The sequence below is a fragment of the Streptomyces rishiriensis genome, from assembly GCF_030815485.1.
GTDB lineage: Bacteria > Actinomycetota > Actinomycetes > Streptomycetales > Streptomycetaceae > Streptomyces > Streptomyces rishiriensis_A.
This window is the reverse complement of record NZ_JAUSWV010000002.1, coordinates 8,323,747-8,345,375: the sequence shown is the minus strand read 5'-3', so window position 1 is coordinate 8,345,375 and position 21,629 is coordinate 8,323,747. Positions and strand designations below refer to the sequence as shown.

Annotated in this window: 16 protein-coding genes and 2 pseudogenes; 7 read left to right on the top strand and 11 right to left on the bottom strand. The window is 69.8% G+C overall.

Annotated elements, in window-relative coordinates:
• Nucleotides 1-51: 51 nt before the first annotated feature.
• Nucleotides 52-1,068: a zinc-dependent alcohol dehydrogenase family protein gene (locus QF030_RS39285; RefSeq protein ID WP_307167341.1), complete on the bottom strand. Its 1,017-nt coding sequence runs from the start codon at nt 1,066-1,068 to the stop codon at nt 52-54.
• Between the two features lie 170 nt (nt 1,069-1,238).
• Here QF030_RS39285 and QF030_RS39280 point away from each other — a divergent pair, with 170 nt between their 5' ends.
• Nucleotides 1,239-2,126, top strand: coding sequence for a helix-turn-helix domain-containing protein (locus QF030_RS39280; protein WP_307167340.1), 888 nt, complete (start codon nt 1,239-1,241; stop codon nt 2,124-2,126).
• On the top strand, nt 2,123-2,992 hold the full coding sequence (locus QF030_RS39275) for a helix-turn-helix domain-containing protein (RefSeq protein ID WP_307167339.1): 870 nt from the start codon (nt 2,123-2,125) through the stop codon (nt 2,990-2,992). Before QF030_RS39280 ends, QF030_RS39275 begins: the two co-directional genes overlap by 4 nt.
• A 60-nt stretch (nt 2,993-3,052) precedes the next feature.
• Here QF030_RS39275 and QF030_RS40805 read toward each other — a convergent pair.
• Both QF030_RS40805 and QF030_RS40800 read right to left on the bottom strand, forming a co-directional pair.
• Nucleotides 3,053-3,322, bottom strand: a pseudogene (locus QF030_RS40805) (XdhC family protein); the annotation flags it as partial.
• A gap of 108 nt (nt 3,323-3,430) precedes the next feature.
• Nucleotides 3,431-3,541, bottom strand: a pseudogene (locus QF030_RS40800) (XdhC family protein); the annotation flags it as partial.
• 105 nt (nt 3,542-3,646) lie between these two features.
• On the opposite strand from QF030_RS40800, the gene QF030_RS39265 reads away from it, so the two are divergent.
• Entirely contained in the window at nt 3,647-6,262 is a 2,616-nt protein-coding gene (locus tag QF030_RS39265; protein WP_307167338.1) for an NB-ARC domain-containing protein, read from the top strand.
• Between the two features lie 31 nt (nt 6,263-6,293).
• On the opposite strand, the gene QF030_RS39260 is transcribed toward QF030_RS39265, so the two are convergent.
• The 6 genes from QF030_RS39260 to QF030_RS39235 all read right to left on the bottom strand — a co-directional run bounded on the left by QF030_RS39260 (nt 6,294) and on the right by QF030_RS39235 (nt 14,338).
• Nucleotides 6,294-7,013, bottom strand: coding sequence for a hypothetical protein (locus QF030_RS39260; RefSeq protein WP_307167337.1), 720 nt, complete (start codon nt 7,011-7,013; stop codon nt 6,294-6,296).
• Nucleotides 7,010-7,549, bottom strand: coding sequence for a tetratricopeptide repeat protein (locus QF030_RS39255; protein WP_307167336.1), 540 nt, complete (start codon nt 7,547-7,549; stop codon nt 7,010-7,012). Before QF030_RS39255 ends, QF030_RS39260 begins: the two co-directional genes overlap by 4 nt.
• 7 nt (nt 7,550-7,556) lie before the next feature.
• Nucleotides 7,557-11,363, bottom strand: coding sequence for a protein kinase domain-containing protein (locus QF030_RS39250; protein ID WP_307167335.1), 3,807 nt, complete (start codon nt 11,361-11,363; stop codon nt 7,557-7,559).
• Between the two features lie 4 nt (nt 11,364-11,367).
• Complete coding sequence (locus QF030_RS39245) at nt 11,368-12,030, bottom strand: DUF7019 family protein (RefSeq protein ID WP_307167334.1); 663 nt, start codon at nt 12,028-12,030, stop codon at nt 11,368-11,370.
• A 383-nt stretch (nt 12,031-12,413) separates the two neighbouring features.
• Complete coding sequence (locus QF030_RS39240) at nt 12,414-13,223, bottom strand: class I SAM-dependent methyltransferase (RefSeq protein ID WP_307167333.1); 810 nt, start codon at nt 13,221-13,223, stop codon at nt 12,414-12,416.
• A gap of 56 nt (nt 13,224-13,279) precedes the next feature.
• The gene (locus tag QF030_RS39235; protein ID WP_307167332.1) at nt 13,280-14,338 is read right to left on the bottom strand and encodes a cytochrome P450; all 1,059 of its coding nucleotides are present in this window, start codon (nt 14,336-14,338) and stop codon (nt 13,280-13,282) included.
• Between the two features lie 470 nt (nt 14,339-14,808).
• Between QF030_RS39235 and QF030_RS39230 the strand changes: the two genes are divergently transcribed.
• Together QF030_RS39230 and QF030_RS39225 are read left to right on the top strand one after the other, a co-directional pair.
• Nucleotides 14,809-15,384, top strand: a complete 576-nt coding sequence (locus tag QF030_RS39230) for a dTDP-4-dehydrorhamnose 3,5-epimerase family protein (protein WP_307167331.1) — start codon at nt 14,809-14,811, stop codon at nt 15,382-15,384.
• A 193-nt stretch (nt 15,385-15,577) separates the two neighbouring features.
• Nucleotides 15,578-16,432 carry an NAD-dependent epimerase/dehydratase family protein gene (locus QF030_RS39225; RefSeq protein WP_444875805.1) on the top strand — a complete coding sequence of 285 codons (855 nt, stop codon included), beginning with the start codon at nt 15,578-15,580 and terminating at the stop codon, nt 16,430-16,432.
• A 53-nt stretch (nt 16,433-16,485) separates the two neighbouring features.
• On the opposite strand, the gene QF030_RS39220 is transcribed toward QF030_RS39225, so the two are convergent.
• On the bottom strand, nt 16,486-17,628 hold the full coding sequence (locus QF030_RS39220) for a nucleotide disphospho-sugar-binding domain-containing protein (RefSeq protein WP_373428873.1): 1,143 nt from the start codon (nt 17,626-17,628) through the stop codon (nt 16,486-16,488).
• A 455-nt stretch (nt 17,629-18,083) separates the two neighbouring features.
• On the opposite strand from QF030_RS39220, the gene QF030_RS39215 reads away from it, so the two are divergent.
• Complete coding sequence (locus tag QF030_RS39215) at nt 18,084-19,082, top strand: alpha/beta fold hydrolase (protein ID WP_307167328.1); 999 nt, start codon at nt 18,084-18,086, stop codon at nt 19,080-19,082.
• A gap of 154 nt (nt 19,083-19,236) precedes the next feature.
• Here the strand turns inward: QF030_RS39215 and QF030_RS39210 are convergent, their stop codons facing one another.
• Nucleotides 19,237-20,211: a Gfo/Idh/MocA family protein gene (locus QF030_RS39210; protein ID WP_307167845.1), complete on the bottom strand. Its 975-nt coding sequence runs from the start codon at nt 20,209-20,211 to the stop codon at nt 19,237-19,239.
• 299 nt (nt 20,212-20,510) lie between these two features.
• Between QF030_RS39210 and QF030_RS39205 the strand changes: the two genes are divergently transcribed.
• Entirely contained in the window at nt 20,511-21,599 is a 1,089-nt protein-coding gene (locus tag QF030_RS39205; RefSeq protein WP_307167327.1) for a cytochrome P450, read from the top strand.
• Nucleotides 21,600-21,629: the final 30 nt, after the last annotated feature.

Below are 21,629 nucleotides of genomic sequence, written 5' to 3'. Positions count from 1 at the left end.
CGTGCCGGGCCGGGCTGCGAAGGCCCGGCCCGGGGGCGGGACGGTTTGCGGTCAGGGCTTCAGGAGGGTCTTGACGGCGCGGCGCTCGTCCATCGCCCTGTAGCCCTCGGCGACCTGGTCCAGGGGCAGAGTGAGGTCGAAGACCTTGCCCGGCTGGATCCGGCCGGACAGGACCCGGTCGATCAGGTCGGGCAGGAAGCGGCGCACGGGGGCGGGGCCGCCGCGCAGGGCGACCTGCGAGAAGAACAGTTCCTGCCCTTCGATCGACACCTCGTGCGGGACGCCGACGAAGCCGACGTTGCCTCCGGGGCGGGCGCAGTGCAGGGCCTGCCGCATGGACTCGGCCGTGCCGACGCACTCCAGGACCGAGTCGGCGCCGATGCCGCCGGTGAGGTCCTTGATGCGGGCGACGCCCTCCTCCCCGCGTTCGCTGACGATGTCGGTGGCACCGAACTCCACGGCCAGCTTCTGGCGCGACTCGTGACGGCTCATGGCGATGATCCGCTCCGCGCCGAGTTCCTTGGCCGCGATGACCCCGCACAGGCCGACCGCTCCGTCGCCGACGACGACGGCGGTGGAGCCGGGCTCGACCTCGGCGGCGACGGCGGCGTACCAGCCGGTGCCCATCACGTCGGAGACGGCGAGCAGGCTGGGCACGAGATCGCCGGACGGGTGTTCGTCGGTGGCGACCAGGGTGCCGTGGGCGTTGGGGATGCGGATGTAGTCGGCCTGGCAGGTGCTCATGAACTCCCGGTTCAGACAGCTGGACTGCCAGCCGTTACGGCAGTTCGCACATGTGTTGTCCGAGGTGGCGAAGGAGCCGACCACGAACTGGCCGGGCTTGACGTGGGTGACCTCGCTGCCGACCTCCTCGACGATGCCGACGTATTCGTGCCCCATCGGATGGGGCCCGTCCACCGGCTCCGCGCCCCGGTAGGGCCACAGATCCGAACCGCATACGCAGGTGGCGACCGTTCGGATGACGGCGTCCGTCGGCCGGTTGATCCTCGGATCGTCCAGTTCCTCGAAGCGCACGTCGCCGGGGGCGTGAATGACTGCTCCGCGCATGATGGTGCTTCCTTCGGTACGAGGGTGGTGAGCCGCAGCCGGAGTCAGGAACGGCTGCTCACGATCGAGCCTCACACGTGCGGGTGGGCACGAAAAGCGGAGGAATCTATCCGGGGAGAGGCACATCCGGGGAGGAAATCCTCCCCCCTTGTCCAGGTGCGATCGATGTCATGCTGGGAAGCATGACCAGCAGGAATGTCAACCTGAACGAACTGGGAGAATTTCTCAAGAAGCGCCGGGCACAGCTGAGCCCGCGCACGGTCGGGCTTCCGGCGACCGGCCGGCCCCGCCGGGTCGAAGGACTGCGCCGCGAGGAGGTCGCCCAGCTCGCCTCCATCAGCACCGACTACTACACCCGGCTCGAGCAAGGTCGGATGCAGGCGTCCGCTCCCGTGCTGGACACCATCGCCCGCGTACTCCACCTGGACGACGACGAGCGGGGCTATCTGTTCCAGCTGGCGGGAAGAACCACCGGCCGCACGCGACGCCGCGGCGTGCAGAAGGTCCAACCGCCACTGCAGCGGGTGCTGGAGGATCTCACCACCGTCCCGGCCATGATCCAGGGGCGACGCGGGGACATCCTGGCGTGGAATGCGCTGGCTGCGGCGCTGGTCACGGATTTCTCCCGTGTCCCGGAGAAGCACCGCAACTACCCCCGGCTTCTGTTCGTCGACCCTGCGGTGCGCCGGCTGTACGCCGACTGGCAGACGGCCGCGCAGGTGACGGTGGCGCAGCTGCGGATGGAGGCGGCGAAGTACCCCGAGGACCCCCGACTGATCGCGCTCGTGGGTGAACTCTCCATGCGGGACCAGCAGTTCGCCCAGTGGTGGGGCGACCACCGCGTCGCCGCCCGCACCGTGGGCACGAAGACCTTGCTCCATCCGGTCATGGGCGAGGTCACCCTCGACTGCGACACCCTCACCGCCAGCACCGACCCCGACCAGTACATGACGGTCTGGACCGCCGCCCCGGGCTCCCCAGCCCACGATCAGCTGCGCATTCTTGCTTCCTGGGCCGCCGACCAGAACCTGCCGGCCTCGTCAGAATGGGAAGCATGACCAGCAACGTCCCCCTCAGTGAGCTCGGCGAATTCCTGAAGAAGCGCCGCTCCGAGCTCAGCCCGCGCACGGTAGGACTGCCGGAGACCGGCGGGCCCCGCCGGGTGGCCGGACTGCGCCGCGAGGAAGTGGCCCAGCTCGCCTCGATCAGCACCGACTACTACACCCGGCTCGAGCAGGGCCGTATGCAGGCGTCCGCTCCCGTGCTGGACACCATCGCCCGCGTACTCCACCTGGACGACGACGAGCGGGGCTATCTGTTCCAGCTGGCGGGCAAGACCACCGACCGCACCCGGCGTCACGGCAGGCAGAAGGTCCAACCGCAGCTCCAGCGCGTGCTGGACGACCTGACCGCCACCCCGGCCATCGTGCAGGGACGGCGCGGGGACATCCTGGCCTGGAACGCGCTGGCGGCCGCGCTGGTCACGGACTTCTCCCGCATTCCGGAGAAGCACCGCAACTACCCGCGGCTCATCTTCACCGATCCGGCGATGCGCAGCCTGTACGCCGACTGGGAGGGCTCGGCGCGGATCGCGGTGGCGCAGGTGCGGATGGAGACGGCGAAGTATCCCGAGGACCCCCGACTGATCGAGCTGGTCGGTGAACTGTCCACGCGTGACGAGCAGTTCGCCCAATGGTGGAGCGATCACCACGTCGCCGCCCGGACGGTGGGCACGAAGACCCTCAACCATCCGGTCGTCGGAGAACTCGTGCTGGACTGGGACACCCTCACCGCCAACACCGACCCCGACCAGCACCTGACCGTCTGGACCGCCGTCCCCGGTTCTCCCACCCGTGAGCGGCTGCGTATCCTCGCTTCCTGGGCCGCCGACCAGAACATGACACCCTCGTCCTCCCTCCGCTGATCATGGCCCGCGGCAGCCGATGAGCTGCTCACTCCGGATGCGCCGGAACCTCTTTCGCGTCTATGAGACCGCCGCCTGTACAGGCGCTGCGTTCCCGTGGCGCCACGTCGGCGGTCGGCCGGGATCTGCCGCCTCCTCCCTCAGGCGGCCGTGGCCGGAGTCCAGGAGTGGGAGCGGCCGGTGAATCGGTCCCGTGGCCTGTGACAGGGGCAGACCCGTGCCCAGGTGGGCGTGGGCGATGATCTCCGCGGTGATGGACACCGCGGTCTCCTGCGGCGTGCGGGCGCCGAGGCCGAGGCCGATCGGGGAGCGCAGCCGGGCGAGCTGATCGATGCGCTGGACGAGGACGTCGCGTTCGCCACCGCAGGTCAGGCCGACGGCGAAGGCGTCGTCGTCGGAGTCGCCGCACCGGGTGCGTTGCGGCGCGCCACGGTGGCGCAGCACCTGTCGGCACAGGTCGTGGACGGCGCCCTCGACGCAACCGCCGGAGATGCTGCCGCGTTGCCGTCCGCGTCGCCCCCGCGATTGGGCCGGAAGGATCTGGCCCACACCTTGAGTTCAGTAGCTGCGGCATTCGACCAGCCCGGCAAGGGAGGGACCGGTACTGTCTCATGGCTGCGCAGTTGTTCACGGGGAGTGTGAGTGCGGGGACGCATGGGACTGACGGTGCTCGTCTGTGCGAGCGTCGTCCTGCCGGCGCTGTTATCGCTGGCCAGTAACGCGGCAACTGCCGACCAACGGTGGCCCGGCCCGTTGGACAAGCTGCGCCGGGACTCGTGGCAATCGGTCACTGTGCTGCTGCTTCTCTCTGTTGCCGTCGTTGCTGTGACCACGTGGCAGCAGGGCCGCCCATCCGCCGGCCGCGACGATCCCCCGCCCCCACAGGCGGCGGTCGTGCAGGGATGGTTCGTGGCTCGCTCGGAGACCCTCGACGCAGTGGCGGCGGTCTGCCGCGCCGGCCACACGGTGGGAATCACCACGTCCTTATGGGGCGCCGGTGGATTCGGCAAGACGACGCTGGCCACCGCGGTGTGCGCTCACAAGCGAGTTCGGCGGCGCTTTCGTTCCCGCATCTACTTCGTCACCATCGGCCGGGATGTTCGCGGCCGAGCAGCCATCGCGGCGAAGATCGCGGAGGTCACCCGGTACATCACGGGCGACACGACCGAGTTCGACGATCCGGAACTGGCCGGCGCCCATCTGGGCCGCTTGCTCAACCAGCGGCCTCGCATCCTCCTGGTGCTCGATGACGTCTGGGAGGACGAGCAGCTGTCCCCGTTCCTCCACGGCGGTCGTCGTTGCGTTCGCTTGGTCACCACGCGCAACCCCAACCTGCTGCCGCCCGGCGCCCAATCGATCAAAGTCGACGAGATGTCCCCCGACCAGGCCCGTGCGGTGTTGGCTTGGGAACTGCCGTCGCTGCCTGCCGAAATCATCGATCCCCTCTTGGAGATCACCGGCCGGTGGGTACTGCTGCTGCATCTGACCAACCGACTGATCGCTGAGCAGGTGGCAACCGGCGCTGCCCCCGCGGCTGCTGCGCGGAGCATCCTGCAGCAGTTGCGCGTGCTGGGGCCGGCTGCCGTAGACGAGCCGGCAGGAGCCTGGGAACTGGGCGACCCGCAGCGCCGCAGCCAAGCGGTCCAGGCTTCGATCGAAGCAGCCATTACCCTGCTGCCTCCGGACGGCGCCGTCCGCTTCGCCGAACTCGCCGTCTTCGCTGAGGACGAAGCCATCCCTTTGAACCTGGTCGCTCTTCTGTGGCGCGACACGGGCGGACTCACCGAAGGACAGACGCGCGCGCTGTGCCGTGCCATGGAACGCCTGTCGCTCCTGATGCTCAAGGCCCATGATGGCGGCCGCATCCGCCTGCACGACGTCATCCGTGACTACCTGCGTGGCCGACTCGGCGATGCTCGACTCACTGTCCTGCACGGCCGTCTGGTGGGCGCGATCGCTGCCACGCTGCCGGTAGCCGCACCGCTGGCATCGACTGCACCGGACCCTCAATGGGCCTGGTGGCGCCTCCAAGAGGGCTACCTGCTCGACCATCTCATCGAGCATCTTCTCGCCGCCCGCCGCACAACCCGGGCGGAAGCCGTGACCGGTGACCTGCGCTGGGTCGAAACCCGACTGGCTCAGCGCGGCCCCACCGCGCCTTGGAGTGACCTCGCCCGTATCGATACCCCTGGGGCTCGCGCGGCCGCTCTGACACTCGCCCAGGCGGCCCACCTCCTCAGCCCCACGGAGCCCCCGCGTGCGCTTATCGGCACCCTGTACAGCCGCCTCAAACCCCACCCGCACTGGGACGATCAGGTCACCGCGCGTGAACAGGACGCTTCCCAGCATCCCCTTCTGACCAACCGGTGGGTCCCTCCCGACCATCCCGCCTCTGTGGTGCAACGGACCTTCTCCGGCTACTCCAGAGCGGTCTGGCTGCTGTCCGCTCTGCCGAACGGAGCTCGGGTCGCCACGGGCGGCTACGACGGTTCGGTACGGATCTGGGACGCAGCGTCAAGGACCCGGACGGCCACGCTCACGGGGCACACCCGGCAACTGCGATCTGTAGCGGCCACACCTGACGGAGCACGACTCGCCACGGTCGGTGACGACCGCACGGTGAGAATCTGGGATCCACGGTCCGGCACCTGCCTGGCAGTGCTGACCGGCCACGTCAGGGCAGTGTGCTCAGTGATCATCACGCCGGATGCGGCGCGACTGGCTACCGCCGGCCGTGACGGCTCGGTACGGATCTGGGACGTGGGGTCCGCAACCTGCACCGCCGTCCTCACCCGCTACATGGGGCCACTCCAGCTGATAGCCATCGCACCGGACGGTTCCTGGGTGGCGACTGCCAGCGAGGACTGCTCCGTGCAGTTCTGGGACCTGACATCAGGATCACAGCTTGCGAGCCTGCCACGCCGCGCCGAGCACATCACGGCAGCGGCGGTGGCACCCGACGGGGCCTGGCTCGCCACTGCGTCCGCAGACTGCTCTGTGCAGGTATGGGATCTTGTGTCCAAAACGTGCCGTGCCACGCTTCGCGGCCACACCGAGCGTGTGACGGCGGTGGCCGTCACGCCCGACGGGGCGTGGTTGGCGACTGTCGGCCTGGACTGCACCGTGCGAATCTGGGACATCGCCAGGCACCACACCGTGGCGCTGGTGCGCACCGAGGGGCCGCTGCACTCGTGTTCATGGGGCGCGGACGGGCGAAGTCTCGCGGTGTTAGGCCGTTACGGTGTGTATCTCTTCGGGCTGCTTCTTTGACAAGGCCGGAAAGCGTTCACCGTGGCCTTCCTCAGGCCGGCACTTCCAGCTCGATGCCGCCGATCCGGTAGCTCAGTCGCCGGTCGGACCGGGTGCCGATCTTTCGGGCGCCCTTCAGGTTCTTCGCGAAGGCCTTGCGCTGCGCCGGGCTCGCAGAACGCCAGCGCAACTCGAGGACCGGGCGCACCGGCGGGATCAGCTCCCGCACCCGCTCGTCGACCTTGGCGAGGCCGGTTTCGTAGTCGTCGTCCGGCCGATAGACCAGATCGATGTCGACCGACGGCTCGGCGCCGCCGGCCTGGTGGTGACAGGTTGTGAGCCAGCCGGCGATCCAGTCGAGCGCGATCCGCACCGTGGAAGAGATCTGCTCCTGCCACTCGCCGAGGTAGGGCGCGTTCACCGACTCCGCGGTCACCTCCTCCGGCATCACGATCAGTCCGCGGACGGCGGTGCCGAGCAGTTCGACGTGGATGCGAGGCCACCGGCCGCTCGCTTCGATCCGGAAGCGGGGAAAGTGCCCCGCCATGCCCGTCCCCGTCCGCAGTTGAGCCCAGTTCATCGCGTCGACCGGTGGCCGCTCGGGCGTGTAGGGCCCGGTGGTGCGATGCCCGAGCTCACCGGGACGCATCATGAACACGGCCGCGAACTCGTCGCCCCGCACCGTCACGCTCACGGGGAAGAACGCCCCGATCTCCCCCATGAACACCTTGCCGGTGATCAGAGCTTCGACACTGGACCGACCCGGGATCATCTCCGCCTCCTCCATCGCCACCACGCCGGTTTCTCCGGCGCCGGCGACATCGCCCGCACGCTGTCCAGCTCGGTCTGGACGGCGAGCGTGTCCGGGTGGTCGTCGCCCAACCGCAGCCGCCGTTTCCCCAGCACCTCACGCAGGACCCGCTCGGCCTCGCCCGGTCGCCCGAGCCGGTGGTGCACGCGCGCCAGCCCCACCCGGGCGTCGAGCGTCCGGGCGTCGTCGCGGCCGAAGCGCCTCGCGAGCCGGGGCAGCAGGTCGTCGTAGACCCGTTCCGCTTCCGCCTGCTCGCCGCTCGCCGACAGCAGGGACGCGAGCGCCGCGGTCGCCTCCAGGGTGGCCGGGTCGTCCGGCCCCAGGTGCTGTGCACGCTCTCCGGTCACCGCCCGGACCAGCGCCAGGGCCTCCGGCTCCCGGTGCAGGTCGCTGAGGACCGCGGCCCAGCCGAGCATCGCGCCTTGCGTCTCGACGTGCCCCGCGTCCCAGAGGTGGGAGCGGACGTCGACGACGAGTTGCCACGCGTGCTCGGCCACGGCCAGGTCACCCTCGCGGTGCAGCACCCGGGCGGCCTCGGCGAGCGTGACGAGGTCGTCCTGGAGCTGCCCGGCGAAGTGGCCTGCCCAGAACTCCTCGGACCGGTTCAGCTCTTCCTGCGGTCGCAGCAGCAGCGCGAGCCGTTCGGCCGTGCTCGGTGTCCGGGTGGGCTCCCGGGCCGCCGCGTCCTCGGCCGCGAAGCGCACGTACAGCCGGTAGCCGGTATCGGTGCGTGAAAGGATCTTGTCCAGTTCTCCGGCGAGGTCCAGGGTGCGGGTGACGGCGTGCCGCTGCCGGTCGCCGAGGCGGGCGAACGCCTCGACGAGCGCCGGGCGGCTGTCTTCGCGGGAAGGCAGCGGCACGGCGACCTCGGCCCGCAGCTCGCCGAGCGTCGGCTCGGCCTCCGGCCGCAGGGAGCCCGTCGCCGAGCCGAAGTCGTACTCCCAGTCCAGGGCCCAGGTCAGCAGGCGCCCGCTCTCGTCGCCGGCCGGCCAGCAGCAGGGCGCCGTCGGGGGCCAGCGCGACATGGGTGACGGCGTCAGAGAAGCCGGTGAAGGCGCGCAGTTGACGGCCGGTCGTGAGGTCCCACAACCGGGCCTTGCGGTCCTCCCCGCCCGACGCCGCGAGCCGGAAGTCCGGTGTGACGGCCAGACTTCGCACGACGCCGGTGTGCCCGGCCAGGACGTGGACGCAGCGAGCACCCACCACGTCCCACAGCCGGACGGTGCCGTCCACCGAGCAGGACAGCAGCCGCCGGGCGTCCGGGCTCGGCAGGACGTCGACCACGGCGTCCGCGTGCCCGGTCAGCACCACCTCGCACTGTCCGTCGGCGATCCGCCAGACCCGCACCGCGGCGTCGGCGCCACCGGTGACCACGAACCGGCTGTCGTCGCTCAGCCGTGCGGCGCCGATCCACTCGTCGTGCCCGCGCAGCACCCACCGCAGCTCGCCCGCGCGCAGATCCCAGATCTTCACGCTGACGTCCTGGCCGCGAGAGAGCCCGTAGCGGTGATCGGCGCTGACGGCCACGCCCAGCACCGCCCCCGGGTGGGCCTCCCAGCGCCCGATGGTCCGGCCGCTGGCGATGTCCCAGGCCGCGACCACGCCCTCGGCGGTTCCCGAGAGAGCCACTTGGCCGTCCTCGCTGACCGCGACGTAGTACACGTGGTCGCGAGGGCTGGTGAACAGCTGGACCATCCGCCTGTCGCGCGGGTGCCAGACGACGACCCGGCCGTCCTCGCCCCCGGACACCGCGAGCCGGCCGTCGCCGGTCATCGCCGCGGCGCTGATGTGGCCGGTGTGCAGGCTGAGCGTGTGCAGCAGCTGCCCGGTCTCGACGTCGAAGACCCACACTTCGGCGGGGCTCCAGGCGCGGGCGAGCGCGGTGGGGCTGCGGCCGCTGAACTCCAGTGCCCACGACCGGCCGTCCTCCGGTTCGATCCGGCCCGCAGACCAGGCGTCGGTGAGCTCGGTCCGACGGCCGAGGGCGCCGAGACGGCGCCAGAGGCGCACCGGTTCGGCGTGGCGCAGGTGCCCCGGCAGCGCGCGAGCGGTACGGATCCGGCCTGCCGCCTCGTCGAGCCGCCCGGCGCCCGCCAGCGTGGCCGCCTCCGCCAGCAGGGCGGCCGCCCGGGCGGCGGTGGCGGCGACGTCCGGGGCTTCATGGGGGCGGACGTAACTCCAGGGCGCCGGCGGCCCCGCGGGCGGCAGGTGCCACACCCGGACGGACCTCCCTCCGGCGGTCACGGCGACCCGCCCGGCCGCGCTCAGCACGACCTCCTTGGTGTCGGGCGCCTGGTCGAGGGACAACCGGCACCGGCCACTGCTCAGGTCCCAGACCCTCGACGGCTCCACGCGGCCACCGCTGGAGAAGCCGACCGTGCCGTCCAGGTTGACGGCGATCCGGCTGTGCCCGGTCTTCAGGTCCCGCAGGGGTTCGCCGGATTCGAGATCGACCAGCCGGACGTCCGTGCTGCCGAGGCCGACCACGGCGAGGCGGCCGTCGCCGCTGAACCACGCCTCCATCAGGGTGTGCTCGAACCGGTGCACCAGCTCACCCGTGCGGACGTCGTACACGGAATTCGTGTGGCGCCGGTGATCGACGACGGAACACAGGGTGCCCCGGGCGCCGAGGACGTCCGCCTTGTTCTCGAACTGCCGGACGTGCAGGGGTTCGCGCGTCTCGAGGTCCCAGGTGACGGTCTCCCCGTCGAAGCCGCTGGTGACCGCGTGCCGCTGATCCGCCGTCAGCGCGACCAGGCCCACCCAGCTGGGGTGGCCGGGCAGTTCGAACCCGGCCGCGGCTTCGAGGTCGAGCACGAGCGCCCGTCCTATGTCCCCGCCGACGACCACGAGTTGTCCGTCGTCGCGCACCGCCAGGGCCGAAACCCTGTAGTTCTCGAGCTCGAACCGTTGCCGGCACTCCTTCGCCGGAACGTCCCAGACACGGAACCCTCCCGAGCGGTCGGCCGAGACCGCGACCCGGCCGTCCGGTGTCAGCGCCAGGGCGGTGATCCGGTCTTCGTGCTCCTGCGGCAGGACCGACTGCGCGGGGGCGGGTGCGTGCTCGACCGACGCGAGCGCGGCGGCGGCCTGCGGGTCACCGGGCCTCCGCGCGACCACGTCGCGCAGCAGCGCGGCCGCCGCGAGCGGATCACCGCGTTCCCGGTGCACCAGCGCGAGCAGGTATGCGCCAACGCCGTCACCCGGATCGCCGAACCGCACGGATTCCAGCTCGTCGACCAGCTCGGCGTCGGTGATCACCCCGGTCCTCCACCGGTGCAGCCCGCGGTTGTAGCGGGCGTGCGGGTGGTGCGGATCCGCCCGCAGGGCCCGGGTCCACAGCTCATCGGCGCTGTCGCGGCGGCCGAGGTCCAGCATGGACAGTGCGTGGTTGGACAGGCCGTCGGCGAGCAGGGTGGCCGCCGCCGGGGCGCGCCGGGGGTACGGGCCGACTTCCCGCTCGTGCACTCGGATCAGGCGCTCCGCGAGCGGGCCGAGGCGGCCGGGGCGCGCGGCCGGGTCCTCGGTGAAGCACTCGCGCAGCAGGTCCGCCACCTCGCCCGGCACCGGAAGGATCGCGTCCGGGGCCCCGGACCGGGCGAAGCCGTCGAAGACGCCACCCGCCGCGGTCCCGTCCGGGTCCGGTGGCCGGCCGAGGAACATCTCGAGGACGGTGACCGCCCAGGACCAGATGTCCGTGGCCGTCGTGAGCCCGCCCGGCGACCGCGCCTGTTCGGGCGAGCAGTACGCGGGAGTCAGGCCGCCGCGGCTGACGAACGGATCCCCGTCCCCGGCGTCCTCCCCGGTGGCCATGCGGGCCCGGGCCATGCCGAAGTCGGTGACCTTGACCGTGCCGTCCCGGGTGAGCATCACGTTGGCGGGCTTGACGTCCTGGTGCACGACCCCGTTCTCGTGTGCGTGGTCGAGCCCCCATGCGGACTGGATGGCGACGTCCAGCAGCGATGCCAGGGAGTCGTTCCCGTAGAGGCTGCGGCTCCGGACGGCTTCGGCCAGGCTGCCGCCGTCCGCCCACTCCGCGAAGACCCGGGGCACGCCGTCGAGGGTGCGGACGTACACGCAGTTCGCGATGTGCGGGTGCAGGCCCAGCCCGACCCAGACCTCGGCTTCCCGCTCGAAGTCCCGCATCGCCTCGGGCGAGCGGACCAGGGCCCGGCGCGGGGTCTTCACCGCCAGGTCGATGTCCCAGCCGCGGTGCCGGACCCGGTGCACCAGTCCCATGCCGCCGGTGCGGACCACGTCCAGGACCTCGTACAGGTCGAGGATGAGGTCCCCGCGGTGCCACGCCTCCATCGCGTCAGTCGACGATGGCGACGTACACCGGCGTTCCGAGCAGCACCGACTTGGCCGTGCCGTCCGGGCTGTCACCGTGCAGCAGGCGCTTGGCCACGAACTCGACGTTCTGCGCCGGCCACCTCAGGCTCGTCACGGCGCCCTGCACCCGGGCGAGCGCGGCGCGATCGGCCCGGTCGAGGTCGCCGTCCACCGCGTCGGCGACGTACTCGTCCTCCAGGTCCGAGGTGGCTCCCAGCCCGTCGAGCATGGACGACATCATCGAGCGCCCCACCCCGTGCGCCTCCACGTCCGGCACGGAGTCGCACACGTGCCTGTACGAGCCGCCCAGCCCGACGACGGTGTCCCCGCTCCGCCCGCCGAAGAACACCAGCGAGGACGTGGGATCGCCGGGGAACGCCCCCCAGCGCATCGGCAGCGATCCCCAGAAGAACTGGCCCGGCTCGTCCACCGTGCCGAGATCACCGTGATCGCGCAGGTACTCGACGACGGTCTCCAGGCGGCCGATCCGGTCGTCGGACGGGCCCTCGGTCGTTCGCTTCGCCGACAACACCGAGAGATTCACGCCCAGTTCCGTCGTGCGCTTCGCCCCGAACCCGGGGTCGATCTGCGGCAGGAGCATGTTGACCTTGCTGTCGCTGACGTAAACGTAGTAGCTGAACGACATTGCCGGCACCCTCCCAGGCCTTGACCTGCCCCAGCGTAGCGATCAGGGCCCGATGCGAGCCATCGAATGCGCGGGTCGGGCAGCAGGAGGGTACGGCGACCGCGCTGACACCGGGATGACGCGCCCGGTCCGCAGACCACGTCGCGATCACGCAAAAGCCTTGGGAACCGGCTGCCTTCGTCGCGGACCACCGAGTTCGAGGGGAGCGTCGACAAGAGGCGCTCAGCAACATCCGCACAGACAGCAATAGTTGGATGTCCTTGCGTAACCCCAAAGCTCCTGGCGTACGTGCTTGTTTCAGCACGGCGACATGCCGTGGCCTCGGAGTCACGAGGTCACGGCATGTCGTCGGCAGCACTCGCGCGGAGCGCGGCGGTGTGATGTCAGGGCGTCGGCAGCGTCGCGGTCACCGCGACGGCGGTGTACTTCATGTCGAAGCTGCCACCCATGGCGTCAATGGCGGCGCCGACCCCCGCCAGCACCCTGTCCAGCTTCTCGGGCGGGAACTGGCCGTGATCCCCCTGCGTGGGCAGCTGATCCAGCCATTCGTCCTTGCTGTAGGTGTACTGCCACTCGAACTGCCATTGCTCGGGCTCACCGAATCCGTCGACCTGGCGGATGCCCTCGATGGTCTTGGTGAGGAGCGGGGAGGCGCTCGGCGGAGGCGTCGGCATGCTGTAGGCGCGAGTGGCCAGCGCGTCCGGCACCACCTCGACGTAGACCTCCCTGAAGGCGTCGCGCACCTCTTCCGGAGGTTGGGAGACGTTCCAGAAGGCGGCCAGCCGTCCTCCCGGACGCAGCACCGACGCCGCCTTGGCCGCACCCGCCACGGGGTCCACCCAGTGCCAGGCTTGGCCCGAGATGATCCCGTCGAATCGGCGTCCTGCCGGTTCCCATTCCTCGAATCGTGCGACTTCGATTTCAGTGCCCTTGGCCCGCGCGAACTCCGCCATCCGCGTGTCGGGCTCCACGCCGAGAACCGAACATCCGACGGCCTGGAATTGGCGTGCCTCAATACCCGTACCCGCGCCCACATTCAGGAGCTCGAGACCCGGGCATGACCGCGCCATACGGTTCACCAAAGCGTCTGGATAACGAGGTCGAGTTCGGTCGTAGCGTTCTGCGTCGATCCCATAGGATTCGGCCACGCGTCGCTGCTGATGGAGTTCTCCATCGAGCTTCCAATTCGCCATGGATTGACCATAGTGGGCGCGCGCCCACTATGTCAATCCAGAGGTGTTCCGGACACTCACCAGAGGACCGGAAGCGAGCGCAAACCCCTGATGAGCGTGCCCTCGATGTAAACGATCTCGTCGCACGGCACCGCCGGCCGCAATCCAGGGATCGCCGTGAACAGGGTGCCGAACGCGACCTCGAGTTCGATCCGGGCGAGCTGGGCACCCACACAGCGGTGCATCCCGTGCCCGAACGCCAGGTGCTCCGCGGCACGCTCGCGGGTGATGTCGAATCGGTCCGGGTCCAGGAACGTCGCCGGGTCGAAGTTGGCGGCCGCGTTGCACGCGATGACCACGCTGTGGGCGGGAATGGTGGTTCCGCCGAGCTCCACGTCCGTCGTGGTGGCGCGGATCAGTCCGGCGTGCGGGTCGACGCCAGGAGTGACATAGCGCAGCACCTCGGAGACCGCGGCGGGCACCGACCCCGGATCGGCGCGAACCGCCGCCAGCTGGTCCGGATGGTCCAGCAGAGCCAGCAGCCCCTTGCCGAGCATGGTCGCGGTCGTCTCGTAGCCTGCCAGGAGCAGGCCGCAGCCGAGGGTGACCAGCTCCTCGTCGTCGAGACGGCCCTGCTCGTCGCGGGCGGTGACAAGCCCGTGGAGCAGACTGCCATCGGGGTGGGCGCGCTTGTCCTCGACCAGTCCGCCCATGTAGTCGAACAGTGATCGCAGCGCCGACATCGCCTCCTCCGGCTGCGTCCCGGGGGCGCTGACCCGATCGGCCCAGGCGCGGAAGATCTCCCGATCCGCGTAGGGGACGCCGAGAATCTCGCAGATCACGGCGATCGGCAACGGATAGGACAGCCCCTCCGCCAGGTCTGCGGGTGGCCCGGCCTCCTTCATCGTCTCGATCAGTCCGTCGGCGATCTGCTGGATCCGTGGGCGGAGACTGCGGATCCGGCGGGCGCTGAACGCCCCTGCGAGCAAGCGACGCAGCCGGGTGTGCTCCGGCGGGTCCATGTCGAGGATGCCGGGTTTGGTGAAGATGACGGCGGGGCTCACCACGGCGCCGAGTCGCCGTGCCTCGACGCGACCGAACCGCGGATCGGCGAGGACGGCGCGCACCTGCGCCATTCCGGTCACCAGCCAGGCGTCGCGGCCGTCCCTGGTCGCAATTCTGCGTACAGGCGTTTCTCGCCACATCTCGTTAACCTGCGCCGGAACCGTATAACCGGGGGCGACGCCGCTCTCGGAATTCCCTTTTCCAGCGAGGTAGGGCCAGGTCGTTTCCTGGATTTCAGCCATGATCTTGACGCTAACAAGCGTATGCCCGACTGATCAACACACCAACCCGGCTCATCGAGGGACGACAACCGAGCGCGGTTATGCTCACCACGCGTCCGCACCTATCGCCGCAGACGTTTTTCCTGGTCGCGAAGAGGTGCCACATCGCACCGCGACAGGAATCCGCGGACCCGCCCCCAACAAATAAGGGGATGACGTCACGTCCCCCCTCCAACAGAATAATTGAGAACGCGTGACCAGAATTTTACTTTCCTCATACAATGACGTGTGCACGCGTCGCCGACAGGAGGGCTCCACCGTTGGAGATCAAGGAAATGGCGATAGCGGGCGCATTTCGCATCATCCCCGACAAGTACCGTGACCGACGGGGATGTTTCTATGAGGCGTTCCGGATCGACGAGTTGATCCGCGCGACCGGCTTTCCCTTCCAAGTCCGTCAAGGCAACGTCTCGGTCAGCAGGCGCACGACGATCCGCGGCGTCCATGGCACCGGGGCCGATTCCGGCGAGGCCAAGCTGATCAGCTGCACGCGCGGCGCCGTGCTCGATGTCGTGGTGGATCTGCGAGTGGGGTCGCCGGCCTTCGGGACGTTCGACGCCGCACCCCTGACCGAGGAATCCGGCGAGCTGGTGTTCCTCGTCCCCGGTCTCGGGCACGCCTACCAGGCGCTCGCGGACGACACCCGGATCAACTACCTGTGCGCGGAACAGTTCGTCCCGGGCTCCCAGATCGACGTGAACCCGTTGGACCCCGAACTCGCCCTGCCCTGGACGCTGGACGAGGAACCGATCATCTCGGACAAGGACAGGGCCGCACCGGGTCTACGGGAGGCGGCAGCCTCCGGGATACTCCCCCACTGCACCGGCCCTCTCTAGGTCCTTCACCGGCCGACAGCGTGCAGGACGCTCCGCGGCGTGGACAAGGCGCGCCCCTGGGCGGACGCGTGCGGCCGGCGGCTCGACACAGCAGGAGCAGAGAGGGGCAATCGTGTTGTCATCGGCCAAGAACCGGCCGCTCGTAACGGTACTCGGCGCATCCGGGTTTCTCGGCGCCGCGGTCACCGCCGAGCTGATCGACCTCCCGGTACGCCTTCGGCTCGTCTCTCATGAGCGAAGGCTTCCGCTTCCGGCCTCCTCAGCCGAGGTTCACCTCGCGGACCTGACCGATCCGCGTGCGGTGCGTGACGCCGTCGACGGCGCGGACACCATCATCCACCTCGCGGCTCAGCTCCCCGACGAACGCTCCTGGCGCGACCCTGGCAGCGATTCCGCGCGTCTGAGTACAGGCCTGCTCGACACGCTCGTCCGCTCAGTGCGCGGACGACCGCCGATCGTCGTGTTCGCCAGCACCGTTCAGGCGTCGGCCCCTGCCGGACTACCGCTCAACGACTACGTGCGGGAGAAGATCGCGGCCGAGCAGTTGCTCGGAGAGGCGACCCGGAACGGTGCGGTGCGCGGGATCGTGCTCCGTCCGGCCACGGTCTACGGCAGAACCCCCATCACCGGCGCGACGGGCCGCGGCGTGGTCGCCGCGATGGCCCGCAGAGCCTTCGCGGACGAGCCGATCACCATGTGGCACGACGGCACGGTGGAGCGGGACCTGGTGCACGTCACGGACGCCGCACGCGCCTTCGTCGCCGCGACGCGTGCGCCCGAGGCACTCAGCGGCGGCCGCTGGCCGGTGGGAACCGGCCGGCCCGCGCGGCTCGGCGAGGTGTTCCGCACTCTCGCCGAGCTGGTCGCGGCCCGGACCGGACGCCCGGCCGTGCCCGTGGTCACCGTGCCGCCACCGGACTGGGCGGACGCGACCGACTTCGGGAACGTGCACGTCGATCCGTCGTCCTTCGCAGCGGCCGCGGGCTGGCAACCTCTCGTCCGGCTGCACGACGGCCTGGCCGGTGTGGCGGACGCGCTCTCGTCCTGAGCCCGGCTCTTCCCGAGTCGAGGCCTGCCCTTCCAGAGCCCGCTCTTCTCCTGCTATCCGAGGGCGCCGGCGGTGAGTGCGGTCAGGCGTGCGGCCACCTCGGCGGGGCTCGGCTGGGCGAGAACCTCGTCGCGCAGCGCCACAGCGGCACCTCCGATCCGGTCGCCGGTCAGGAGGGTCGCGACGGCGCTCGCCAGTGCGTCCACCGTCGCGTCCTCCCTGTTGACGGCGATTCCGGCCCCGGTGGCGGCCAGCCGGGCGCAGCAGGTCTGCACGTCACGGGTGGCCGGCACGCCGAGCTGCGGGACTCCGTAGTACGCGGCCGTCATGATTGTGCCGGCTCCGCCGTGGTGTACGACCGCGTCGCACGACGGCATGATCGCGTTGAGGGGGACGTTCTCCACCACGGTGACCCCCGGGGGCAGGCTCGGAACCCACCTGCGATCGGCGCCCGTGACCGCGAGAACGACCTCGACGTCGTGCTCGTGGAGCGCCTTGACGACGTCAGCGACCGGGAACGCCTCGATGCCGTCACGGATCACCAGCATCGAGCCCCAGGTGACCAGGACCCGTCGCCGCCGCGGAGCAGCGAGAACCGAGGGCGGCAGGACGCCGGTTCCGTTGTAGGGGACGAACCGGGCGGGAATCCGCGACGGTATCTCGACGATCTGCATGCTCCCCAGCCACGGATCGACCGCCGCGACGGCGTTCTCGGTGCGCGGCGCGCATCCGTGGCGCGCATAGAGTTCACGCAGGGGTTCGGGCCAGGCATCCGGCGACATCCCGCATCCGGGGTAGCCGTACCCGGAGCCGCGCAGCAGATCCGGGCCCCAGAGGTGGTGAACCAGCGGCGCGTTCGCCGCCGCGGCCGCCAGTGGCGCCGCGAGCACGAGCGGATCCGCGACGACCAGGTCGGCGCGCCAGTCACGGGCGAGGGACACCACGTCGCTCGCGGCCTCCATGGCGAATCGGACCTGGGCGTTGACCAGCGTCTGATACAGCGGAGGCGGGGCGCCCGGTTCGCTCTCGACCGGTCCCCTCTGCCGGTGCCGCGCCAGTTCCTCGGTCATGTCGAAGTCCTTGGCGATGGTGACCATCGACACCCCAGAACTCACGACGACTGATTCACCCCAGGGCTGCGCGGCGACACAGACGTCATGACCAGCGGTGCGGCAGGCCCAGATCAGCGGCACCATCGGGAAATAGTGCGACGGCGCGGAAGCCGGAATGAACAGTATGCGCATCCGATACCCGACCATTCTTGTCAGCAGGCGTGACGGTGGGCCCCACGGTGCCGCTTCGGTGCGACCGGGACAAGCCTGGCTGATCGGGGTACCGCCTCGCCGGAATTTCTGGTACGCGGAATGCCCCGCCCGTCATGGCGGCAACCTGCTCGTACGACCCCGGGGAGCCGCGGGCTATTGACAACAAGGTGAACACAGGCCTCATAGTGGGCTGCTGCCCACTATGAGGCCTGTGAGAGAACGGAACCCTTGAGGGTGCACACCTCGAGCGCCGGTCTCCAGGCCCTCCGGCAGCATGCGTCAGATCTGGCAGATCTCCCCGTGGACTACATTCCTTTCGGTCGTGGAGCAGTGATCCTGTGTCAGCTGGACATTCATCATGGAAATACTTACTTCTCGCGGCGCTCATGACGGTCGCCGGGCTGGTGGCCGCTTCCCCGTCCGCCACCGCGGACGAAGCAGGCCAGGGAGTGAGTTGCAAGCCGTACTCGCTGCCGGTCCGCCTCTCCGACTCCGGCCAGGCGACGGAGACCCTGTGGGGTGAGCTCTGCCAACCCCGCAACCGCCGCCCCACCACCGTGCAGTTGCTCGTACACGGCGGGTTCTACAACCACGTGTACTGGGATTTCCCCGTCGGCAACGGCTACTACTCGTACGTGCGCAACGCCGTCGCGGCCGGGTACGCCACCTTCAACGTCGACCCGATCGGATCGGGTAACAGCTCCCATCCCCTGAGCAGCCAGGTCACCGGTGACGCCGGCACCGTGGCGCTGCACGACGCCATCACCGCTCTGCGCAACGGAACCCTCGACGGGCAGGCGTTCAAGAAGGTGATCTGGGTGGGACACGCGCTCGGCTCGTTCTACGCCTGGCGCGAGATCCCACGGTACGGCGATGTGGACGGAGCCATCCTTACCAGCGCGTTGAACGGGCACAACCCGGACCACGCCGCGATCGTAGCCGCCAACATGTACCCGGCCGTACAAGATCCGAAGTTCGCGAACTCCGGCTTCGACGCGGGGTACATGACCACCAAACCGGGGACGCGCGGTTCCATGTTCTACTACCCGGCCACGACCGATCCGGCAGTGGTGGCCATGGACGAGGAGACCAAGGACGTCCAGCCGATCGCGACGACGCAGCCGGCGCAGCCGCCGTACGGGATCCAGGTGCCGGTGCTCGTCGTCGGTGGGGCGCAGGACTGGTTGGAGTGCCAGGGGGTGACCGCCTACGACTGCGACGACACGGACAGCGTGCTGGCCCACGAGTCGCAGTACTACCTGCCCGAGGCGAAGCTCAAGGTCGCCATGGTCCCGGAGACGGGTCACGACATGGCGCTGGCGACGACGGCGCCGGTCACCAGCTCCATCATGCTGACGTGGGCCATGGGCGTCGCGGCACCGTAGGACCCGGCGACGGACGTCCTGATGTACGTCGGGCCCGGGGCGCCCACCCGCCCCCTGCCGGCCGACGCGTTCAACGCGTCGGCCGGACAGTCCTGTCGGTGCTGCGGGGGGCTGCGGGCGTCACAGCGGATGTCGGCCGGGTCCACGCGTGCGCTCAGGACGTGTACGCGTACTCGGCCCTGTCGCGGATGTCGTCGACGAGTTCGGCCTGCCGGAGCGAACCGAGGTTCTGGGCGGCCAGGTCCCGTGCGATCACGCCGTCGTCGGACAGGAGGGCGGCGGCGAAGGAGGCGACGATGTTCGCGAACTGGTCTCCCGCCGGAAGGGTGATCTCCTCACCGCGGTTCCGACGCTCCATCCGCAGGACGGGGCGGTGATCGGGCGGTGGCGTGAATGCACGGTCGAGACCGAGCCGGCCCGAGGCGCCCCGCAGCTCGTAACCGCTGCAGTAGGAATGCTCCATGCCGAAGGAGAGCTGCGCCGTGGCACCGACCGGATCGGACAACAGGGCGCTGCCGCCCACCACGGCACCCCGCGCTCGTTCGACGCGGAGCGTCGCGCCGACCAGACGAAGGCGGGGTCCGAGAAACCGGAGCGCGGCACGGAGGGGATAGACGCCGATGTCCTCCAGAGCGCCACCGCCGACGTCCGGCAGGTAACGGGAGTCCCCCGGCGGCCTCGGCGGAATCGTGAAGGTGCTCATGAACGAGCGGAGCTCGCCGATGGCTCCGCTCGAGACGAGATCGTCGACGTGGCGGTGCTGCGGATGGTGCAGGAACATCATGTTCTCCAGCAGCAGGCGTCCACGTTCGCCGGCCAGGCCAAGGAGGCGTCCGGTCTCCCGGGACCGGGTGGTGAGCGGCTTCTCGGCAAGGACATGCTTGCCGGCCAGCAGCGCACGCTCCACCCACTCGGCATGCAGCGCGGCCGGCAGCGGAATGTAGACGGCGTCCACGTCGTCCCGCTTCAGCAGCTCCGCGTAGCCTTTCACGGCCACTCCGCCGAAGTTGTCGGTGAACCGCTCGGCCCTCGTCAGGTCACGGCTCGCCACGGCCCGTATCTCGATGCTCTGTTCACTGCGCATCGCCGGCAACGTCCGCCGCCACGCGATGTCGGCACAACCGATCACGCCGAATCTCACCGACCCGGCTCGCTCTTTCAAGCCGATCCTCCCATCCGGCGCTCAGAGGCCGTTCGGCAGGTAATGCGGCAGCACAAAAACATGGTGGATGTTATCGCCGGCACCGCGGACGGGGGAACCCCTGCAAAATCGGGGATTGTTCGGCCCGGGCGGCTGTCGGAAAAGTGACTTCCGGTGCTTACAGGAAGAGGTAATCAGGTATGGCCGCCCAGATTCAACTTCCGCTCGACCCACCGCATCCGGCTCGACCGCAGCACAATCTAAGGGCACTCCAGAAGCAGGCGCCGGTGCACCGGGTCAGGACCGCCGTGGGGGACCCCGCCTGGCTCGTGACCGGGTATCAGGAGATCAGACAGCTGCTCGGCGATCCGCGGTTGGGCCGCAGCCACCATGACCCCGACAACGCCGCGCGCAGCGGTGCATCGGAACTGCTCGACGGTCCACGCGGTGACTACGAGACCGAACAGAAGTGGATCGCGACGATGCGCTCGCGTCTGCAACCGTTCTTCTCGGCGCGGCATGTGAAGGCCATGCGCCCTCGGGTCGAGGCGCTGACCGGCGAACTCCTGGACCGGTTGGCCAAGCAGGGCCCGCCGGCCGATCTGGCCGACGCCCTGGCGCTGCTCCTGCCGCGGGAGGTGATCGGCGAGCTCCTGGGGGTGCCGGTGGAGGAACGGGAGCGCCTGGACGAGTGGACGACGGCGGTGGGCGACGCCCGCGACCGGAAGCGTTCGGCGGCCGGGCTGGCCGGCCTGCACCAGTACGGCCGGGAACTGGCGGCGCGCAAGCGCGCGCGGCCGGGCCAGGATGTCGTTTCCGGGCTGTGCGAGGACGGGACCCTCTCCGACGACGAGGTCGCCCAGCTCACCATGGGGGTCCTGTTCGCCGGGTACGAGACCACCGCGACGGCGCTCTGTGTCGGCACGGCGCTCCTGCTGGACTCCCGGGAGCAGTGGGACGCGCTGCGCGACAACCCGGAGTTGGTCCCCTCCGCGGCGGAGGAGAGCGTGCGGGTCGTCAGCCGTCTGCTGCCTCCGGTCATCCGCTACACCCGTGAGGACCTGGAGATCGCCGGGGCCACCGTTCGGCGCGGCGAGCTCGTGATGCTCGACATCTACGCCGCGACCCATGACGAGGACGTCTTTCCCGATCCCGACCGGTTCGACATCACCCGCGAGGACAACCCCCACCTGTGCTTCGGTTTCGGCCTGCGGTACTGCATCGGGGCCCCCCTCGCCCGGCTGGAACTACAGGCCGCCCTCAGCCAGTTGGTCCTTCGCTTTCCGCAGATGCGCCTGACCGTTCCGGTCGAGGACCTGACGGTCAGGCCGGCCTCGTTCGCCGCCCTCCCCACGTCCATTCCCGTCACCTGGTAGGCCGATGCGCAGAGATCGAGAGGAACTCAT